We start from the raw sequence: 19,137 nt of genomic DNA, 5'->3' as shown, positions 1-19,137 counted from the left end.
AATATTTTTTAACCAAAGACAGGTTTGTTATTAAAAAACATTCATCTAGCGCCAATTTCAACAGTATCGGCTTAACTGTGAATACCAACCGCTTATCCGTTGGATCCCGATCAATCACTGAGTATTTTTGATATTACCGACAAATAACGTCAATTATTTGTATGGCTATCGATCTGCTTCATTTATACCGACCTAGGGCTTTTGCCCCAGACTTGTATCCTCAAACAGACAAACCATGTTTAGGTAGCATCAATTTTCGATCGGCATTCAATCATGATGCCTTTTAGCGGTCAAGCTAGCCATAATGAATACCGCCCCCTAAATCTGACACTGATCAAATAACTGTTTCAGGCGTTTATCGGAAACCGGCTTGAGTGTACCCAGCTGTTGGGCGAACAGCGAGATCCGGTACTCCTCTAACATCCAGCGGTATTCAACCAACGGCGCAGAGCTGATTCCCGCCTGCTGCATCCTAGTCTGTTGATTGCAGTATCCTTGCCAAAGCCGCTGTAGCTGCTCACTGTGCAGACGTTGCTGATTCAATTGCTGCTGATATTTCTGCAAGCGAATCTCGATAGCTTTCAAATACAGCGGCATTCGCTGCCACCAACTGGCCGGTGTGGCTTTCATAAAGCCCAGGTATATCAGCCCGGATAGCTGCTCACGGATATCATTTAATATGGGCGCCCAAGCCAGCTGAATCGAACCCGAGAGTTTTTTATTAATCGCCTGATACTTGAGCAGCAAGGTATGAAGTTGCTGTGACAGCACTTCCGCTTCCGGCACCAGATTCGCCAACTGTTGTTTGTAGAGCGCCTCAAACTGGCCTGCTTGCCGTGGCAGCGCTTCAAGCTGTTGTTGCCCAGTACCGGCCAGTCTCGGCTGGATGAACACCCGATCGTACAGCGCGTCGAAGAAATCGGCTTCGAGTTGCTCCCGCCGCCCCAGTTTACCGAACAACAGGGTACTGCGCTGCAGCTCCGGCAGTCGCTTGGTCATTTCACGCTGTTGCCGTGACGTTCGAAGCTGCATTAGTCTCACCAGCCCCCATCGGTGCTCTTCCAAGGCCTGTTGTTGACTGGCGTGCAGACTCAGGTTGAGCCCTTCTTTGGTCACTGTCAGTGCCGGAAATGCAGGAATTTTCATACCCGCCTGTTCCAGCTCAACCTGCTGCGGTAGCTCACCAAAATCCCATTCGGTGATACCGGTTCGCTGCCACTCTGAGTCGGCTCGCGGATCAGCCTGCTGTTCGTGCTGTTGCCCGGCAAATCGCTCGGCCAAGCTGTGCCAGTCACGCCCTTGGGCCAGTGTTTTACTGTGTTGATCCAACACGCGGATATTGAAACAAAAGTGCGTTTCCAGATTCTCTTCGTTCCAGTCATCAGGTCGAATCTGGACACCGCATTGGCGCTTCAACGAATGGGCAAGCGCCTCGGTCAACGAACTGTTATCAGCTGCCGCATCCTGCAGAAACCGATCGACTCGGTCCGGCACCGGTACACACTGCTTACGGATCGACTTGGGCAGATTTTTGACCAAGGCGATGCACTTATCCCGCAATAATCCCGGAACCAGCCACTGTAGTCGTTGCAATGGTAGTCGTTGCAAAGCGGCAGCCGGCACGTCAACACTGACCCCGTCATCCTCCGCTCCCGGCGAGAAATGATAGTGAAGCCTGAACTTAAGCCCCTCGTGCTCCAGATAATCCGGATACTGGTTCTGGTTGATCCCGCTGGCCGAGTGGCGCATCAACGCCTCACGGGTCATAAACAATGCTTTCGGATCCTGCTGCTCCAGCTTCTTACGCCACTGTTCGAACGAAGCACCGTTAACGACCCGATCGCCACCCTGCTTCAGCATCAGCTCCAAATAGAATTCGTAGAGCTGCTCCTCATCCACCAGAATATCGCGACGACGGGACTTATCCTCTAACGCGGCGACCTGATCGAGCAGCTCACGATTATGCTTAAAGAAGGGCGCCCGGGTATGGAACTCCCCCTCTACCAGCGCTGAACGGATAAATATTTGTCGGGCCTGTTCCGGATCGACAGCCCCAAAATGGACCCGCCGCTTGGGAACGACCACCAATCCGTACAAAGTTAACCGCTCGTAGGCGATCACCTGGGCGGCTTTCTTCTCCCAATGGGGCTCGCTATAACTGCGCTTTAATAGATGTGGCGCCAGGGGTTCAATCCAACCCGGCTCGATCTTGGCCGCCATGCGGGCAAACAGGCGACTGGTTTCCACCAACTCGGCTGCCATCAGCCATTTCGCTTTACCCTTGGCCAACACCGAGCCGGGGAACGGCATGAACTTCCGGTTCCGAGCTCCCAGGTATTCCCGATTTTCCTGTCGAAAGCCGATATGTCCTAGTAAACCGGCAAGCAGTGAACGGTGGATTTCTGCATAACCTGCCGGTTGCTTATTCTCCGTTAATCCCAGTGATTTGCAGGCCAGATGGAGTTGTCGATGCAGATCGCGCCATTCGCGCATCCGCATAAACGACAGAAACTGTTTCTGGCAATACCGTCGCAATTGCCCCTGACTCAGTTCTTGACGCTGTTCCTCATAGTGATTCCACAGATTGATAAAGCCGACAAAGTCCGAATCTTTGTCCTGATGTACCCGATGTTTCTCGTCGGCCTGCTGCTGTTTATCGTGGGGGCGCTCCCTTGGATCCTGAATCGTTAACACCGAGGCGACGATCAACACCTCCGTCAGGCAGTCGTAACGAGCCGCTTCGAGCAACATCCGACCGACCCGCGGATCCACCGGCAAACGACTCAACTGACGTCCCAACTTGGTCAGCCGGTCATCCTGAATCGCACCCAGCTCCTCGAGAAGACGGACCCCATCGCGGATCTGGCGCGAATCAGGTGGATCGATGAACGGAAACAGCTCCATCTTGCCCAATCCCAGCGCTTCCATCTGGAGAATGACGGCCGCGAGGTTAGTGCGCAGAATTTCAGCATCGGTAAAACTGGAACGGGATTGAAAATCTTCCTCACTATAAAGGCGGATACAGATGCCGGCCGAGACCCGTCCACAACGCCCCTTACGCTGGTTGGCACTGGCCTGGGAGATCGGCTCAATTGGAAGGCGCTGGATCTTCGAGCGCACACTGTAACGGCTAATCCGCGCCACCCCGGCATCGATCACGTAGCGAATCCCCGGTACCGTCAACGAGGTTTCCGCCACGTTGGTGGCCAATACCACCCGGCGCCCCCGCCCACTGGGATTGAATATCTTGTTTTGCTCGCCCTGACTCAAGCGGGCATATAAAGGAAGCACCTGAAGATCGCGCAACTGATGATGGGTGACCGCCTTACGCAGCTGCTCGGCCGATTCACGGATCTCCCTCTCGCCGGGCAAAAACACCAGCACATCACCCAACCGATGCCCTTTGCCCGCCGACTCCAGCTGTTCGATCTCTTCGACGGCAGCCTGAATCCGTTGCGGCAGGTTCAGAGTACGGCCATCTTCCTCTCCCTGCTGCTCTTTCTGCAGCTCGGGCGGCCGGTAGAGCACCTCAACCGGATAGGTTCGACCGGAGACTTCCAGCACCGGCGCATCATCAAAGTGCTTGGAGAAGCGCTGCACATCGATCGTCGCCGAAGTGATGATCAGCTTCAGATCCGGTCGTTGCGGCAGCAGGCGCTTGAGGAAGCCAAGCAGGAAATCGATATTGAGGCTGCGCTCGTGGGCTTCATCGATGATCAGGGTGTCGTATTTCTGCAGCAGCCGATCATGCTGGATCTCGGCCAGCAGGATACCGTCGGTCATCAGCTTGACCCGGCTCTGTTCGCCGAGGGTATCGTCAAAGCGGACCTGATAACCGACGCTGTGACCCGGCGCCTCGCCTAGCTCCTCGGCAATTCGTGATGCTACCGCCCTGGCAGCCAGCCGACGCGGCTGGGTGTGTCCGATTAATCCGGCGGAACCACGCCCCAGCTCCAAGCAGAACTTCGGCAACTGGGTGGTCTTACCCGAACCTGTTTCACCGGCCAGTACGATAACCTGATGCTCACGGATCAGCTCCAGAATCTGCTCACGCTTCTGGCAGATCGGCAGGCTGTCATCGTACTGGGGTCGAATCGGCTGACTTCGTTGTAACCGTCGGGCTTCGGAAGCCTCTGCCAGTGTCTCGAACTTGCCCTGCAGTCGATCATAGGGTTTGCCGGCTTTGGCGTTACGTCGGATGCCTTTCAGCAACTGCTTCAGCGGTTGTTGATCCTGAAGCAGGCATTGGTCGAGTCGGACGGAGAGGGATTTGAATGGGTCAGTCATGGGGCCAGGATTATACGCCGTTCATCCCTTTTTCGGCACCTACTGGCTCCAGTTGACCCCTGAATAGCAGCACATTAACGCGCTGAGACAACCTGCAATTGCTGCTATAATCGCCAGCCGTTTTGCTCCATACCCTGAAACTCGACTCGCCAGCAGCCTGACTTTCTAGGCAATAGGTAAGACCATGATCCCAAGACTCGCCGATGCCAACCCCGTACAGTCCCGTTACCTCAAGTTTATCGAGACCCTCAAGCAGCAGGGCTTCGGCGGTGACCTGAACCCGGATTATGCCAACCGGGTGGTGCTGGCGACCGATAACAGCATCTACCAGCTGCTTCCCCAGGGTGTGCTTTACCCGCGCTCAAGCGATGATCTGATGTTGATCACCCGGCTGGCCAATCAGCCCGAGTTCGACGATATCGTCCTCAGCCCCCGGGGCGGTGGTACCGGCACCAACGGCCAGTCGCTGACTGACGGGCTGATCATCGATCTGTCCAAGTACATGAACCAGATTTTGGAGATCAACGCCGACGAGCGCTGGGTTCGGGTCCAGACCGGGGTGGTCAAGGATCAGCTTAACGCCGCGCTGAAGCCGTTCGGGCTGTTCTTTGCCCCGGAGCTGTCGACCAGCAACCGCGCCACCATCGGCGGCATGATCAACACCGACGCCAGCGGCCAGGGTTCGTGCCTGTACGGTAAGACCCGCGATCATGTGCTGGCGCTGGAGACGGTGCTACTGGACGGCCAGCGTTGGCGCTCGGCCCCGATCGATCAAGCCGAGCTGGAACAGATCCAGCAGCGCGATGACCGGATCGGCGAGCTACATCGCTTGGCGGACGGCATTCAGCGCGACAACGCCGCGTTGATCGAGCAGCGTTTCCCGAAGTTGAACCGCTGCCTGACCGGTTACGACCTGGCCCATCTACGCACGCCTGACGGAAAGTTCGATCTCAACTCGGTGCTCTGCGGTAGCGAGGGCACGCTGGGCTTTATCACCGAGGCCAAGCTCAATGTACTGCCGATCCCCCAATGTGCGGCGCTGATCAACCTCAAGTACGACAGTTTCAACGACGCCCTGCGCGATGCCCAGGACCTGATGAAGGCCCAGCCGACCTCAATCGAGACGATCGATTCCAAGGTCCTGAACCTGGCCATGGGCGATATCGTCTGGGACACCGTACGGGATTACTTCCCGGCCACCGAGGGCCGCACGATTCAGGGGATCAACCTGGTCGAGTACACCGCCGACGATCCGGACCAGCTCAAAGCCAACGTCAAACAGCTGACCGATCAGCTCGATGCCGAAGCTGGCCAAGCGGGCAAGAGCTTTGGCTACACCGTGGTGTACGGCCAGACCGAGATCAACAAGATCTGGGCGATGCGTAAGAAAGCGGTCGGTCTGCTCGGTAACGCCAAGGGCAGCGCCCGGCCGATACCGTTCGTCGAAGATACCGCGGTACCGCCGGAGAACCTGGCCGACTTTATCCTCGAGTTCCGAGCCCTGCTGGATGGACTTGGGCTGGAGTACGGCATGTTCGGCCATGTCGATGCCGGGGTGCTGCATGTGCGTCCGGCCATCGACATGAAAGACAAGGTTCAGGAAGCGCTGATCCGCGAGGTCACCGATCAGGTGGTCGCGCTGACCACCAAGTACAAGGGGCTGCTATGGGGCGAGCACGGCAAAGGGGTGCGTTCGGAGTACGCGCCGGAGCTGTTCGGCCCGGAACTGTACCGTTGTCTGCAGCAGCTCAAAGCCGCCTTTGATCCACGCAACCAGCTCAACCCCGGCAAGATCTGCACCCCGCTCGATAGCGGCGCCGAACTGTACCGGGTCGATGGCGTCCCGACCCGAGGGCAGCAGGATCGCCAGATCCCGGTGGCGGTGCGCGAGCAGTACGACAGCGCGATGAACTGCAACGGCAATGGCGCCTGCTACAACTACGATCCCAACGATGCCATGTGCCCGTCCTGGAAAGGCACCCGCCAGCGGATCCACTCGCCCAAGGGACGCGCCTCGCTGGTGCGCGAGTGGCTGCGGCTGCTCAGCAATCACGGCAGCAACGCGCTGACCGAGAAACGCAAACTGCAACTGGCCCTGCCGCTGCGCGACCTGCCCGCCAAGATCCATAACAGCTGGAAGAAGAGCCGCGGCGAGTACGACTACTCCCACGAAGTCTATGACGCCATGCAGGGCTGTCTGGCCTGTAAATCCTGCGTGTCGCAGTGCCCGATCAAAGTCAACGTGCCGGAGTTCCGTTCCGAGTTTCTGGCGCTGTACCACGGTCGTTATCTGCGTCCGGCCAAGGATTACATGGTCGGTACGTTGGAGTACCTGATCCCCTGGTTGGCGAAATGGCCGGCACCCTACAACTGGGCCATGACCAATCCAACGATGGCGAAGCTGATGCGCAAGTACCTGGGCATGGTCGACAGCCCCAGCATCTGTACCCACTCGCTCAAGCAGGGCCTGGAAGCGCGGGATATCCCCTGGGCCAGTGCCGATACGCTGCGCCACCTGTCCGAGTCTCGTCGAGCCAACTCGGTGATTCTGGTGCAGGACGCGTTTACCAGCTACTTCGAGACCCAGCTGGTGCTCGACTGCGCCGAGCTGCTCAAGCGACTCGGTTTTGAGGTCTTTGTTGCGCCGTTCAGCCCCAACGGCAAACCGCTGCACGTACACGGTTTCCTGAATCAGTTCGAGCGCACCGCCCGCGCCAGCGCTGAGCGACTACAAAAACTGGCCGAGTTTGACGTACCGTTGATCGGCATCGACCCGTCGATGACCCTGAGCTACCGCCAGGAATACGCCAAGGCCCTGCCGGATATGGAAATACCGCAGGTACAGCTGATTCAGGAGTGGCTGGTCGGCAAGACCGAGCAGCTACAGCCGATAACCAGCGCTGGAAAACGGTTTCAGCTGATGGCCCACTGCACCGAGCGCACCAACGCCCCCAGCTCGGTGGCCCAGTGGCAGCAGATCTTCAAAGCACTGGGGCTGGAGCTAAGCCACCAGAACCTGGGCTGCTGCGGCATGGCCGGCACCTACGGCCACGAAGCGGACAACCTGGAAACCTCGCAGGCGATCTATAGCCAGAGTTGGGGACCGATGGTGGAACAATACAGCCCGGCGGATGCGAACGATGAACCGGAGCTGACGTTGGTCGCCACCGGCTACTCCTGCCGTAGTCAGGTTAAGCGGATGGATCAACAGCAGATCCCGCATCCGATGCAGGCGCTGCTGCAGGCAATGCGATAACTCGAACAGCACTAGAGATGAACGGAGGCCTTAACCGGCCTCCAGCTCGATTCCCCATTCTTGCCAGACCGGATCAAAGTCTCCTTTGATCGGAGGGTACTTACCCAGCTGGCTCCAGTGAAACTCGCTGCGATGGAAATCGCTGCCGACCGACATCTTTAAACCGTGTTCACGGGCGATACGCACCAGATCGATTATCCGGTGAGGGTTCTCGCCGCCGTAACTAACCTCGATCGCGCCACCGCCAGCCGCGACAAAATCGTTCAACATCAAGCGCAGTCGACGCCAGTTCAGATCGTATTTGAGCGGGTGAGCGAGCACGGCGACACCGCCGGATTCTTTGATCCAACCGATCACCGTGGCCAGTGAGGGCCAATGGCAGCGGATATCCCCCACCTTGCCTGAGCCCAGATAACGGTTAAACGCCTCCACCTCGGTGTCGACATAGCCCAGTTGAACCATCGCCTGAGCGAAATGTGGCCGTCCCAGTGCATCGGAAGCGCCGAATTGTCGAGCTCGCTCCAATACTCCGGTCATACCCCGCTGCTGAAGCGCTTGGTCGATCTGCTCCGAGCGCTTAATCCGAGCCTGCTTCTGTTGCGCCTGAGCCTGCTGCATCGACGGATGATCCGGGTCCATCCCCAACCCCACCACATGAATACCGCAATTGGCCCAGATTGAGGAGAGTTCGATGCCGTTGATCAGCTCAATGCCCTGCTCGGCCGCCGCCTGCCGGGCCTCATCCAGCCCAGCGCAGGTGTCGTGATCCGTCAGTGCCAGATACTTCAGGCCGTTTTGGTGCGCCAGTTGAACCAGCTCCGAAGGCGAATGCCCGCCGTCAGACGCAGTGCTATGGCAATGAAGATCGATCGGAAACCACATTTGAGTACCACTGGAGGGATAGGAAAAGACCGGCGTTCTGTGTGCCAGTACCGCCAGCATACTGGTTTTTCCCCTTGATAGGGAGCCTGCCCGATAGTCGACCGATGCTGAACTCTTTATACTGTCGGACGGTCTATATTCTGTTAGCGGCAAGCCCGATCTTGGCGTTGACCCAGATTCACTAGCGGAACCTCTATCCATGAAGCTGTTGTTTGATTTCCTGCCGATCGCCATCTTTTTCGGCGTCTACAAATACACCGGCGACATCATTATCGCGACCGCGGTATTGATACCAGCCACGCTGCTGCAGATGCTCTACACCTGGATCAAAACCCACAAGGTCGAGAAGATGCAGCTCGTCACTTTGGGACTGGTCGTGGTGATGGGTGGCGCCACCGTGTTGCTGAAAGACAAGACCTTTATCCAGTGGAAGCCGACCGTGGTCAACTGGTTGTTCGCTGTTGCCTTCCTCGGCAGCCAGTTTATCGGTGCCAAACCCCTGGTTCAGCGGATGATGGAAAGCGCGGTCGAACTGCCCAAGCAGATCTGGCTACGGCTGAACCTGGCCTGGGTGATCTTTTTCGTAGTGATGGGTGCCCTAAACCTGTTCGTTGCCTACACCATGAGCGAAGAGACCTGGGTCAACTTCAAGCTGTTCGGCATGCTGGGGTTAACGCTGGTATTCATCGTCCTGCAGGGCATCTATCTGAGTAAACACATTCCGGAAAAAACCGAAGAGAACGGTGGTTCCGAACCTGTCGAGCAAGACAAGTAATCGTCATCAACAATAACAATCCCGAACTTAAGGATTCCTCCATGTATTACGCCATTATCAGTGAAGATGTTGAAAACTCGCTGGAGAAGCGCCTGGCCGCCCGCCCGGATCACCTGGCCCGGCTGCAGCAGCTCAATGACGAAGGCCGCCTGCTGGTGGCCGGCCCACATCCTGCTATCGATAGCGAAGACCCGGGCCCGGCAGGTTTTAGCGGTTCACTGGTGATCGCCGAGTTTGACTCACTGGAAGCCGCTCAACAATGGGCCGATGCCGATCCCTATATAGCCGCCGGTGTCTACGCCAAGGTTGTGGTTAAGCCCTACAAAAAAGTGCTTCCGTAACCAACAATCCAAATAAAAAAAACGGGGCCTAGAGCCCCGTTTTTTTGTCGCCAGATTACTGCCCAACTTCAGCCAATCAGCCTTTATAGAGGTTCTCAAAGCAGTAGTTGGTTGCCTTGACGTATCCCGGTACGCTACCACAGTCGAACCGCAGGCCTTTGAACTTATAACCGATCACCCGGCCCTGCTCTGCCTGCTTCATCAACGCATCGGTGATCTGAATCTCTCCCCCTTTGCCTGGCGGAGTCTGACGAATCAGCTCGAAGATATCCGGGGTCAGCAGATAACGGCCAATAATCGCCAGGTTGCTGGGAGCCTGATCCACCGGCGGCTTCTCCACCATCGCTTCGATCCGGTAGATACCTTCCGCTTCTTCGGTCCCGGCGATCACGCCGTACTTGTTGACCTGATCCATCGGCACTTCTTCGATCGCTACGATCGAGCACTGGTAGCGCTTGTAAAGCTCGACCATCTGGGCCAGCACGCCGTCACCCTCGGGATTAACGCACAGGTCATCGGGTAGGATAACCGCAAAGGGCTCGTTACCCACCGCTGGTTCGGCGCAACCAATCGCATGCCCCAGCCCCTTGGCCTGGAGCTGTCGGATCGAGCTGATGCGGCACTGCTCCATCAACCCATTAACGCCCTCGAGCAGCACCTCTTTGCCGCTGCCGGCAATCTGCTGCTCCAGCTCCACGTTGCGGTCGAAGTGGTTCTCGATCGCCTGCTTGTGCCGCCCATTAACAAAGCAGATCTGGGTTAGCCCTGCAGCGGCTGCCTCTTCCACGCCGTATTGAATCAACGGCTTATCCACCACCGGCAGCATCTCTTTCGGAACCGCCTTGGTGGCCGGAAGAAAACGTGTTCCCAATCCAGCTACCGGAAAAACACAGCAGCGAACCGTATCAGTCATAACTTCCCCGCATCAGGTTGTAAATCAATGATCAAATCTCGACACCGTTAGAACGGCCGATACCGATATAACGGAACCCTTGGGCTTGCAGATAGCCCGGGTCATAGATATTGCGTCCGTCCAGAATCAAACGGCTGGGCATCAGTTGCGCCATCCGTTCAAAATCAGGGCTCCAGAACTCTTTCCATTCGGTCACGATCAGCAGTGCGTCAGCACCTTCCAACGCTTGGTAAAGCCCATCGCAGCAATCCAAATCATCACGCTCTCCCGCCCAGGCGGCCACGTTGGACATTGCCTTGGGATCGTACAGCCGCACCCGCACTCCCTGCGCCCAGAGCGCCTGCATCAAGGTCAGGCTGGGGGCATTGTCGATTCGGTCGGTACCCGGCTTAAACGATGCGCCCCAAAGGGCCACGGTCTTACCCTGCATATCGGCCTGCCACAACTGCCAGAGCTTGCGGAACAGCACCTCTTTCTGCTGTTGGTTGGTCTGCAGCACGGTACTGAGCAGATAGGAATCTTCGACACGTTCCTCGACCGCTTCGGCCAGGCGCATTACATCGTCGGAGAAGCTCAAGCCCCCGAAACCACACCCCGGGTAGATGTAATCGGAACCGATTCGGGGGTCGGAGCCAACCCCTTTTCGAACCTGCTCGATATCGACCTGGAGCTGATCGGCCAGGTTGGCCATTTCGTTCATAAAGCTAAGCTTGGTGGCCAGCATCCCGTTGATCGCATACTTGGTGAACTCGGCCTCACGGGTCGACATCCGCAGCCAGCGCTCGTGATTGCGGTTGAACGGTCGCAATAGCTCCTGAACCCGCTTCAAGCCGACCTCGTCGGCGCCGGTACCGCAGCTGTCGCTCCCCAGTAGAATCCGCTGCGGTCGGGTGAAGCCCTGGATCGCCGCCCCTTCCTGCAGAAAGCTAGGCAGCGCCAGGCAAGTCACGGAGCCGCTTTCACCGGAGCGCTGTTGTTGCATCATATGCTGCAAGCGCTCCGTGGTACCGACCGGGAAAGTACTCTGATTCAGCAAAACGATCGGTGTTTCGGCTTGCCTTGCCAAACGTTCGCATAGGGTTTCAGCCCGATGCTGATCATTGGACTCGTAGGCCAGGCAGTGTACTTGGCCATGATGAAAGGCGTGTTTTTCCGTTTCTGCTGCCAGTAGACGCCCGGTGATCAGCTGTTCTTTAAGGCGATCCTTAAGACCCGGTTCATCGAAACCCAAAACCAGCTGACGCAATTTGCGCAAGGTTTCCTGCCGACCGGGCCAAAGCAGTACTTCGTTACCCACGTCGGCCAACGCCCAGGCTGTCACCAGCGCCGTGAGGCCACTACCGTAAACCGATACCCGCATCAGCTAGTCCCCTGCGTGTCGGATTGAATCTGACTGATATAATCCAGCAGCCCGTCGGTGGAGCTTTCGCCGAATCGATAATCGGGCTGATCGATTGCACAACGGGTCTTGTTGGCAATCTGCTTACCCAACTCAACCCCCCATTGATCGAACGGGTTGATCTCCCAGATCACCGACTGAACGAAGACCTTGTGCTCGTAAAGCGCCAGCAGCTGCCCCAAACTGAATGGGGTCAGCTCCTGCAACAGCAGAGTGCTGGATGGCTGATTGCCGGGATAGCGCTGATCATTGCGAGTCAGCTTACGACGCTCATCGTGACTGAGGGCATGATCTCCCAGCATCAGCACCCGAGACTGGGCCAAGCAGTTGGCCAACGTCAAACTCTGCTGCTGACGCAAGGTATCCGCGGTTCCTTCGGCTGTGTTTTGCTGATAGCGCACAACCGGCGCGATAAAGTCACAACTGACCGGTTGAGTTCCCTGGTGCAACAGTTGGTAGAACGCATGCTGGGCATTGGGTCCCACCTCTCCCCAGATAATCGGGCAGGTGTCGTAATCGACCCGCTCGCCATCGCGGTTGACCGACTTGCCGTTGCTCTCCATCTCCAGCTGGGTCAGATAATGAGGAAAATACTTGAGCCGACCATCGTAGGGCAGCACCGCGTGGCCGCGACTACCGAGAAAGTTGTGATTCCAAATCCCCACCAGGGCCAGTAGCACCGGCAGGTTCGTTTCCGCAGGACTGGTCTGAAAGTGCTGATCCATCTGGTGCGCACCGGCCAACAGCTGACGGAATCCCTGCATACCGATCAACAGGGCGATCGGCAAACCGATCACCGACCAGAGTGAATAACGACCGCCAACCCAGTCCCAGAACTGCAGCTGATTCGCCTCATCGATTCCCCACTCGGTCATCTTCTGCGGATTGGCGGAACTGCCGATAAAGTGTTGACGCCGTAGAATCGCCGGGTTGTCGATCTTCTCTTCCAGCCAACCCCGTGCAGTATCGGCATTGGCCAAAGTGTCGATGGTGGTAAAGGATTTCGACGACAGGATGAACAGCGTGGTTTCCTGATTCAGGTGCTTGAGCAATTCGGCCAACTGGGAGCCGTCGATCGAAGACACAAAGTGGATTCGCAAATCCGCTGCCGCATCAACCCGAAACTCTTCCAGCGCATGGCAGACCATCTGGGGCCCCAGGTCAGAGCCCCCGACGCCCAGGTTAACCACATCGGTGATTGGCTTGCCGCTGAACCCCCGCCATTGGTGATTGTGGATCTTTTCCACCAGTCCAGCCATCTTATCCAGATTGGCATGAACATCCGCCGTGACAGACACCCCCTCGGCCTGAGAGTCGAGATCTCGCGGCGCCCGCAACGCGGTATGCAGTGCCGCCCGCCCTTCCGAGCTGTTGACTGCTTCGCCAGCAAAGAGCTGCTTGATCCAAGCAGCCAGATCCTGCTGTTCAGCTAGGCTGATCAACAATTTCAGCGTCTGTTGATCTAATCGCTGCTTGGAAAGATCCAGCAACAGGCCAGGCTGTTGCATCGACATAGTGGAAAAACGATCCACCTGCTGTTCGAACAGCTGACGCAGATCCCGAGTCTCGATCTGCGCCTTGTAGTGCTGTTCCAACGCCTGCCAGGCGGGACTCTGTTTAACCGTCATAGCATTCCTTGTAGCCGGTTTGGTTGCTGAACGGATCGATCAATCGACCCAAACCCGCGCGTTACGGAACATCCGCATCCAGGCACCATCTTCGCTCCAGGCATCCGGCGCCCAGGAGTTCTGCACCGCCCGGAAGACACGCTCCGGATGCGGCATCATGATGGTCACCCGGCCATCCGGGGTGGTGACACCAGTAATACCCGCCGGTGAACCGTTCGGGTTAGCCGGATAGGTTTCGGTCACCTGACCTGCGTTATCAACGTAGCGTAGCGCCACATTGTGACTGTTCTGCAGTGCCGCCAGATGGTCGGCGTCCTTGAACTCGGCCTGCCCTTCTCCATGGGCAACCGCGATCGGCATTTTGGAGCCGGCCATCCCTGACAGCAGGATTGACGGGCTGTCCTGCACCTCGACCATCGCCACCCGGGCTTCGAACTGCTCCGACAGGTTGCGAACAAAGTGCGGCCACAGCTCGGCGCCAGGGATCAGCGCATGGAGGTTGGAGAGCATCTGGCAACCGTTACAGACCCCCAGCGCGAAGCTGTCATCACGCTTGAAGAAGGCCTCAAACTGATCCCGTGCCCGCGAGTTGAACAGGATCGACTTAGCCCAGCCCTCACCGGCACCCAGCACGTCGCCGTAGGAGAAACCGCCACAGGCAACCAGCCCTTTGAACTGCTCCAGGTTGCGACGACCGGATAGAATGTCGCTCATATGCACGTCGACCGCGTCGAAGCCGGCTCGGTCAAAGGCCGCTGCCATCTCGATCTGGCCATTGACGCCCTGTTCCCGCAGCACGGCGATCTGCGGCTTGACACCAGTAGCGATCATCGGCGCCGCCACGTCTTCGTTGATATCGAAGCTGAGTTCGGCGTGCAGCCCCGGGTTGTTCTTCTCCAATAGGCCATCGAACTCCTGCTTGGCACAGTCGGCGTTATCACGCAGTGCCTGGATTTCGTAGCTGGTCTGTGCCCACCAACGCTGCAGTTGTTCGCGGGATTGGGTGTAGATCTCTTCGTCGTCGAAACCGATGTTGATCTGATCATCATCGTTCAACGAACCGATCACCATCGCAATGTCGCCCAGACCGGCGGCATTCAACTCGGTCAGCACCTGTTCGGTATGCTCGCGCTTGATCTGTACCACCGCACCAAGCTCTTCACTGAACAGCGCTGCGGCCAGCTCAGAGGATTCGGTCGCCAGCAGGTCCAGATCGATATCGAGACCGGTACGCCCGGCAAACGCCATCTCAACCAGGGTGGTAAACAGACCACCATCGGCACGGTCATGGTAGGCCAACAGCAGACCCTGCTCGTTCAGTTCCTGGATCGCGGCGAAGAAGGTTTTCAGCTGATCGGCGTCCACCACATCGGGCACGTCCTGGCCAACCTGATTGTAAACCTGCGCCAGGGCCGACAGACCCAGACGGTTGTGGCCGTTACCCAGGTCCAGCAACAGCAGATCGGTCTCACCCAGATCGGTACGCAGTTGCGGAGTCAGACTCTTGCGGGCATCCAGTACCGGTGCAAAGCCGGAGATAATCAGCGACAGCGGCGCCGTCACGCTCTTCTGCTCGTCGTTATCGCCGCTCCAGACCGTCCGCATCGACATCGAGTCTTTGCCCACCGGTATGGTGATGCCCAGCTGCGGGCACAGCTCCATGCCCACCGCCTTGACGGTATCGTACAGTTTCTCGTCTTCACCCGGGTGACCGGCGGCACACATCCAGTTGGCCGACAGTTTGATATCGCTGAGCTGACCGATACGGGCACCGGCCATGTTGGTGATGGTCTCGCCGATCGCCATCCGACCGGAAGCCGGGCCGTCCACCAGCGCCAGCGGGGTGCGCTCACCCATCGCCATCGCTTCACCGGCATAGGTATCATAGGCGGCGGTGGTCACGGCGCAGTCGGCCACCGGTACCTGCCAGGGACCCACCATCTGATCGCGGGCCACCTGACCGGTAATGGTCCGGTCACCGATGGTGATCAGGAAGCTCTTGCTCGCGACCGCCGGCAGTTTCAGCACCCGCTCGGCCGCCTCGGCCAGATCGATCGAGGTGCTGTCGAACTCGGCCACCTTGTAGCTGATCCGCTCGACTGAACGGTGCATCTTCGGCGGCTTGCCGAACAGCACGCTCATCGGCAGGTCGACCGGCTTGTTGTCAAAATGGGTATCGCCCAGGGTCAGGTGGTGCTCTTCGGTGGCGGTACCGACTACCGCGTAGGGGCAGCGTTCACGCTCACAGATCGCTTCGAACAGCGGCATATCTTCCGGCTGAACCGCCAGCACGTAGCGCTCCTGGGCTTCGTTACACCAGATCTCCAGCGGCGACATACCCGGCTCATCGTTGTTGACGTTACGCAGCTCAAAATCACCACCGCGGCCGCCGTCTTTGACCAGTTCCGGGAAGGCGTTGGACAGACCGCCGGCGCCCACATCGTGGATAAACGCAATCGGATTGGCATCGCCACGCTGCCAGCAGCTGTCGATCACCTCCTGACAGCGACGCTCCAGTTCGGGGTTGTCCCGCTGTACCGAGGCAAAGTCGAGATCGGCCGAGCTGGAGCCGGACGACATCGATGAGGCAGCACCACCGCCCAGACCGATCAGCATCGCAGGACCACCCAGGCAGATCAGCTTGGCACCGACTTCAATTTCACCCTTGTCCACATGGGAGTCGCGGATGTTACCCATGCCGCCGGCGATCATGATCGGCTTGTGGTAGCCACGAACCTCTTCACCGTTGGCGCCGTTGACCGACTGCTCGAAGGTGCGGAAATAACCAGTCAGGGCCGGACGGCCGAATTCGTTGTTGAACGCCGCGCCGCCGATCGGGCCTTCGATCATGATGTCCAATGCCGACACGATCCGTTCCGGCTTGCCGTAGTCGGATTCCCAAGGCTGAACGAAACCGGGAATTTTCAGGTCGGAAACGGTAAAGCCGGTCAGGCCCGCTTTGGGCTTGCCACCTTTACCGGTCGCGCCTTCGTCACGAATCTCACCGCCGGAGCCGGTCGCCGCACCGGAGTGGGGCGCGATCGCGGTTGGGTGGTTGTGGGTTTCGACCTTAATCAGGATCTGAATATCTTCGTCGTTGTAGCCGTAACTCTTGGATTCCGGATCGGGGAAGAAGCGACCGGCACGGGAGCCTTTCAGCACCGCGGCGTTATCGGCATAGGCCGACAGCACATTGTCACCGGAAACCTGGTAAGTGTTGCGGATCATCGCAAACAGCGACTTCTCCTGCGCCTCGCCGTCGATATCCCAGCTGGCGTTGAAGATCTTGTGGCGGCAATGCTCGGAGTTGGCCTGGGCGAACATCATCAGTTCGACATCGTTGGGATTGCGACCCAGTTCGGTAAAGCTCTCGACCAGATAATCAATCTCATCTTCGGCCAGCGCCAGACCCAGCTCAACGTTGGCACGAACCAACGCATCGCGACCGCCGCCGAGCACATCAACCTGCGACATCGGCTTGGGTTGGGCATGGCTGAACAGCGACTCGGCCTGATCAACGCTTTCGAGTACCTGCTCCACCATCCGATCGTGCAACTGGTCGATCACTGCTTGGCGCTGGTCGGCACTCAGCTCAGCCGATGCGGTGACATAATAGGCCAGGCCACGCTCGAGACGGACAACCTGCTCTAGGCCGCAGTTATGGGCGATATCGGTGGCCTTGCTCGACCAGGGCGAGATAGTACCGATACGCGGTACCACCAACAGGGCATCACCCTGAGGCTCTTCGACCGCTACCTTGGGACCATAGTGCAGAATGGTCTGCAGCTTCTGCAGGTCCGCATCGGACAGCGGCTCGGCCAGTTCGGCAAAGTGAACGTATTCAGCATATACTGCGCTGACTACCGGAACCTCCGCCTGCAGACAAGCGAGAAGTTTTTCACGACGAAAGGAGGAAAGAGCGGGAGCGCCACGCAGTTTTAGCATGTCGTTTACAAGCCTCTGGAGAGCAGTTTTGGAATCGATACGCCGGCCATTGTCCGACGCGGAAATTGAGGCCAAATAATACTGGAATCACCCTGCTGTTGCCATGTATCCCCAAGGATTTTTAGGAGTCCGACAGGCTCGATGAAAAAAGCGCTATTACGAAAATTACCGCTGCTGGTCGGTGCCGGGATAGTCCTTTCGTTGGTACCGGTGATCTCTGCGTACAACCCGCAGTCACAGCTGGACAGCATTTTAGAACGCCAGCAGCTGCGGGTAGTCAGCCGACTGAGCCCGACCACCTATTTCCTCGAAGACGGCCGCCCCGGGGGGTTCGAATTTGAACTCAGCCAAGCCTATGCGGATTATCTAGGGGTCGAGCTGGAGCTGCTCCCCTCAACCTCGATCCAGGATATCTGGGAAACCCTTCGACTCAATAACGCGCACCTGGCTGCTGCCGGCCTGGCGCTGACCGACGAGCGCGCCTCGCGGTTTGATTACGGTCCCACCTACCTGAGCAGCGAGGTATTGCTGATCTACCGTTCCGGCGACGGCCGCAAGCCCCCCATGGGCTTGGATGAAGTCACCGAGCCGATCCATGTAATCGCCGACAGCAGCCATGCCGAATATCTCGCCACACTCGATCCGGCGCCCCCCTGGATCGAAGCCGAACCCGGTATCGAGCTGCTTGATCTGATTCAGCAGATCGATCTTGGTGAAATCCCCTACGCCCTGATTGATGCCGAGGCGTTCGAAGTCAGCCAACCGCTGTTTCCCAGGCTTAAGGCCGCCTTTTCACTCGAGCATCCGCAAGTGTCGGTTTGGTGGCTAAAACGCAGCGCGGATTCCAGTCTGCAGCGGAGTCTGGTCGATTTCTTTGAGCAGTCCGCCACCCAGGACCTGATCCAGGACCTCAAAGAGCGCTACTTCGAGACCGACCACCGCCTCGGCGTGGTTGACAACCTGACCTTCCGCCAACACCTGAAGAGTCGTCTGCCCAAACTGAAAGCCTGGCTGATCGAAGCGGCCCAACAACAGGGAATCGAATGGGAGCTACTGGCCGCCATCGCCTATCAGGAGTCCCACTGGAACCCCAAAGCGGTTTCACCGACCGGGGTGCGGGGTGTGATGATGCTGACCCAGAATACCGCCCGCGCCATGGGCGTCACCAAGCGCACCGACCCGAAGCAATCGATTTTCGGTGGCGCCCGCTACTTCACCGAGCAATTTGAACGGATTCCCGAGCGTATTCAGGGGCAGGATCGGCTCTGGTTTGCACTAGCATCCTACAATGTCGGCCGTGGCCATTTGGAAGATGCCCGGATCTTAACCCAGCGGGCCGGCGATAACCCGGACCGCTGGGAGGACGTGGCCAAGCACTTGCCGAAGCTGACTCAACCGCGCTGGTATAAAACGGTCAAGCATGGCTTTGCCCGAGGTTATGAGCCGGTCCAGTATGTGCAGAACATTCAACGCTATCAGACGATGCTGAAGCTTGAGAGTCGCCATGATGCGATTCAAGAGATGATGGCCGAACCCGAAATCATGGGACCGCCGGCCCCATCGGCCGGCACCGACCTGGACCACGCCCCGCAAACCCTTTGATCGGCAGCCGATATCAACCCGGCACCATTTTGCAATACCGACAGCGTTTAGCGGCTCGCCGAAACCCTCGATCAACATGGAGACACCCCTGCATCAATCGATAACCCGC

The 19,137-nt window shown here is 57.9% G+C and carries 10 protein-coding genes; 4 read left to right on the top strand and 6 right to left on the bottom strand.

The window, feature by feature from the left end:
• Positions 1-318: 318 nt before the first annotated feature.
• Positions 319-4,287 carry an ATP-dependent RNA helicase HrpA gene (gene hrpA / locus ACO05M_RS08000; RefSeq protein ID WP_421869939.1) on the bottom strand — a complete coding sequence of 1,323 codons (3,969 nt, stop codon included), beginning with the start codon at positions 4,285-4,287 and terminating at the stop codon, positions 319-321.
• A gap of 184 nt (positions 4,288-4,471) precedes the next feature.
• On the opposite strand from hrpA, the gene ydiJ reads away from it, so the two are divergent.
• A complete protein-coding gene (gene ydiJ / locus ACO05M_RS07995; protein ID WP_421869936.1) occupies positions 4,472-7,543 on the top strand; it encodes a D-2-hydroxyglutarate dehydrogenase YdiJ in 3,072 nt (1,023 codons plus the stop codon).
• 30 nt (positions 7,544-7,573) lie between these two features.
• On the opposite strand, the gene ACO05M_RS07990 is transcribed toward ydiJ, so the two are convergent.
• Positions 7,574-8,425 carry a PHP domain-containing protein gene (locus ACO05M_RS07990; RefSeq protein ID WP_421869932.1) on the bottom strand — a complete coding sequence of 284 codons (852 nt, stop codon included), beginning with the start codon at positions 8,423-8,425 and terminating at the stop codon, positions 7,574-7,576.
• A 199-nt stretch (positions 8,426-8,624) separates the two neighbouring features.
• Between ACO05M_RS07990 and ACO05M_RS07985 the strand changes: the two genes are divergently transcribed.
• Both ACO05M_RS07985 and ACO05M_RS07980 read left to right on the top strand, forming a co-directional pair.
• Positions 8,625-9,200, top strand: coding sequence for a septation protein A (locus ACO05M_RS07985; RefSeq protein WP_421869928.1), 576 nt, complete (start codon positions 8,625-8,627; stop codon positions 9,198-9,200).
• 41 nt (positions 9,201-9,241) lie between these two features.
• Positions 9,242-9,541: a YciI family protein gene (locus ACO05M_RS07980; protein WP_421869925.1), complete on the top strand. Its 300-nt coding sequence runs from the start codon at positions 9,242-9,244 to the stop codon at positions 9,539-9,541.
• A 76-nt stretch (positions 9,542-9,617) separates the two neighbouring features.
• Here the strand turns inward: ACO05M_RS07980 and galU are convergent, their stop codons facing one another.
• Genes galU through purL form a run of 4 tightly spaced genes read right to left on the bottom strand, consistent with a single transcriptional unit; the run spans position 9,618 to position 17,426 of the window.
• Entirely contained in the window at positions 9,618-10,454 is an 837-nt protein-coding gene (galU, locus tag ACO05M_RS07975) for a UTP--glucose-1-phosphate uridylyltransferase GalU (protein ID WP_421869922.1), read from the bottom strand.
• Positions 10,455-10,485: 31 nt separating this feature from the next.
• Positions 10,486-11,814 carry a UDP-glucose dehydrogenase family protein gene (locus tag ACO05M_RS07970; protein WP_421869919.1) on the bottom strand — a complete coding sequence of 443 codons (1,329 nt, stop codon included), beginning with the start codon at positions 11,812-11,814 and terminating at the stop codon, positions 10,486-10,488.
• Entirely contained in the window at positions 11,814-13,481 is a 1,668-nt protein-coding gene (gene pgi, locus ACO05M_RS07965; protein WP_421869915.1) for a glucose-6-phosphate isomerase, read from the bottom strand. Before pgi ends, ACO05M_RS07970 begins: the two co-directional genes overlap by 1 nt.
• Before the next feature lie 39 nt (positions 13,482-13,520).
• Positions 13,521-17,426 carry a phosphoribosylformylglycinamidine synthase gene (gene purL / locus ACO05M_RS07960; RefSeq protein WP_421869913.1) on the bottom strand — a complete coding sequence of 1,302 codons (3,906 nt, stop codon included), beginning with the start codon at positions 17,424-17,426 and terminating at the stop codon, positions 13,521-13,523.
• A gap of 141 nt (positions 17,427-17,567) precedes the next feature.
• Between purL and mltF the strand changes: the two genes are divergently transcribed.
• A complete protein-coding gene (gene mltF / locus ACO05M_RS07955; RefSeq protein WP_421869910.1) occupies positions 17,568-19,028 on the top strand; it encodes a membrane-bound lytic murein transglycosylase MltF in 1,461 nt (486 codons plus the stop codon).
• Positions 19,029-19,137 lie beyond the last annotated feature (109 nt).

Origin of the sequence: Motiliproteus sp. (assembly GCF_965230735.1) — a bacterium.
Taxonomy (GTDB): Bacteria; Pseudomonadota; Gammaproteobacteria; order Pseudomonadales; family Balneatricaceae; genus Motiliproteus.
This window is presented reverse-complemented; position numbering and strand designations above follow the sequence as displayed.